Here is a 2,530-nt window from a genome sequence, read left to right on the forward strand (position 1 = left end):
CCTGTATTTGCTATTGCTAAGATTTTATCTGCCAGCTCTAAATTCACGAGGAGACTTTCCAATGTGTTTATGGAATAATCTGCTAAAGTATAGGGCGTTATCGTAGCCAACGCTCATTGCTATGTCGTTAATGGTGTAATCTGTTTCTACCAATAATCTCTTGGCGGTAGAAAGTCTAATATCAAGAACATATTGAAGCGGTGTAACACCAGTGAAGACTTTAAACTTATGGAAGAAAGAATTCTTGCTAAGATTATTGTCTTTTAAATACTGTTCTATACAAATCTGATCATGATAGTGTTCGTGAAAATAATCCATAGCATGTTCTATCTCAAGGCGAACTGTAGCAGGTATGCTCAGTTCCCTTTTTTCATGTATTCTTCCCATTAAAATAATGATCTGCATAAAAAGAAGTGCTGAATCCGTGTCATAGTGAGGCCTTTTAAGCTGGAGTTCCAATATGATCTTGTTAAAGAGGCGTATATAATCGCTACTTACACCGACGGATAAAGTTCTATCGTCAGGATTAAGTCCATATTTTTTTAGTAGATATTCAAGATCAGCTCCGGAGAAATGAATCCAGTAAATAAGTGGCTCATCATCGCCATAATATATGTAGTTCTGAGTTTCATTGGGACGATATATCACAATGTTACCTGCAGGCACGACAATAGGTGAACTTTCATCGAAAATAAAATGCCCGCAGCCGGAATGGATATATATGAGCTGGTAGTCAAGTCGCCCTTTTGGTCTGAATGTAGGCATTTCCTTTTTGGTAATGAGCTTATATGTACCGCAGCTGTTGATCCACAACGGAACGCTTTTGTTTATATATCCTTCCTGTATATCTTCCTGATAATTTCCATAGTTTATATACATTTTAAATACCTCGAACGGTAAGAATGTGCATATATTATACAACTTTGTTTATGTTTTTTGTGAGATGCAATTGATAAAATGACGTAAAAGATCAAGAAACATATAGATTCAGGTCTTATTAAAATCCATATGTTTTTGCTGAATTTAATTGGGTTTAAGGGAGGTTAAACATGAAAAGAAGAGTAGGTTCACTTTTTATAGCAGCTATCCTGGGAATAAGCGCTATAAGCGGATGCGGCAAAAGCGGTACTGTGGCAGATGCTAAGACAGATTCAGGTCAGGCGTCTACGCAGTATAGTAATGGAAATAATGTTGCTGACATTGCAGGTAAAAATGAGGAGGCAGAAGTGACAGAAAGCCAAAATACTGATGTGACAGAAGTAAATACTGAAGTGTCAGGAAGTAGCGATACTGAAGATGAAACATGGAAGGCGGCAATAGAGGGACTTTCTGATGATTTTATCTTCGGAATGGACGCTTCTTCACTTCTGGTGGAAGAAAATAGCGGTGTAAAATATTACGATTTTAATGGAAATGAGCAGGATCCCCTAAAGACCTTTGCAGATTCAGGAATAAACTATATCCGACTTCGTGTATGGAATGATCCTTATGATGAGAATGGAAATGGATACGGAGGTGGCAATAATGATCTTCCTACTGCAATAGAACTTGGATCAAGAGCCACTGAATATGGAATGAGAGTTATGATCGATTTTCACTATTCTGATTTTTGGGCTGATCCCAAAAGGCAGCATGCTCCAAAAGCATGGGAAGGAATGAGCGTAGATGAAAAGGCGTCGGCCCTTTATGATTACACCAAGGATAACCTGACTCAGCTCCTTGATGCGGGAGTTGATGTAGGTATGATACAGATTGGAAATGAGATCAATTATGGAATGGCTGGAGAATATAATCAGGATAATGTAATAGAGCTCTTAAAATCCGGAAGTAAGGCCATCCGTGAAGTATCTGAAGAGTATGGCAGGGATATTGATATAGTGGTTCACTATACAAGAATTACAAGTAAAGGTGATGTCCTTGATCTTGTTGAAAGTCTTGTTGATGCACAACTTGATTTCGATATGATAGGAATGAGCTATTATCCTTTCTGGGATGGAGGAATGGATAATATGAGCCGTGTTCTTGAACTTATTCAGGAGCGTTATGAAAAAAAGGTATTTCTTGCAGAAACATCCTATTGTTATACAACAGAAGATGGCGATGGTTCAGGTAACAGTCTGACAGAAAGTGATCTTGTAAATGGATATCCTGCAACGCCACAGGGACAGGCATCTATAATTCATGATATATGCCAGCATGTAAGTGATGTTGGAGGAATAGGAGTTTTCTACTGGGAAGGAGCATGGATACCTGTTGGACCTGCCAGTGCTGATAACTCATCTATTTGGGAAAAATATGGAAGCGGATGGGCCAGCAGTTTCGCATCAGACTATGATCCGGAAGATGCAGGTGTTTATTATGGTGGATGTTCATGGGATAACCAGGCATTCTTTGACTTCGAAGGGCATCCGCTGGAATCTATAAATGTATTTAATTATATGAGATATGGCGAAAAATAGAATATAGAAATATGGGTACAAAAATAGAAATACAGGGTTCATTTTTGAACTCCGTATTTCTATTTTTATTA

The 2,530-nt window shown here is 38.2% G+C and carries 2 protein-coding genes; one reads left to right on the top strand and one right to left on the bottom strand.

The genetic code is table 11. The features are described 5' to 3' along the window. Window positions 1–24 precede the first annotated feature (24 nt). The gene (locus K6G87_RS14295) at window positions 25–879 is read right to left on the bottom strand and encodes a helix-turn-helix transcriptional regulator (RefSeq protein ID WP_248403543.1); all 855 of its coding nucleotides are present in this window, start codon (window positions 877–879) and stop codon (window positions 25–27) included. A 170-nt stretch (window positions 880–1,049) separates the two neighbouring features. On the opposite strand from K6G87_RS14295, the gene K6G87_RS14300 reads away from it, so the two are divergent. Next, entirely contained in the window at window positions 1,050–2,459 is a 1,410-nt protein-coding gene (locus K6G87_RS14300) for a glycoside hydrolase family 53 protein (RefSeq protein ID WP_296838696.1), read from the top strand. The last annotated feature ends 71 nt before the right edge of the window (window positions 2,460–2,530 follow it).

The sequence above is a fragment of the Butyrivibrio sp. genome (assembly GCF_024699075.1).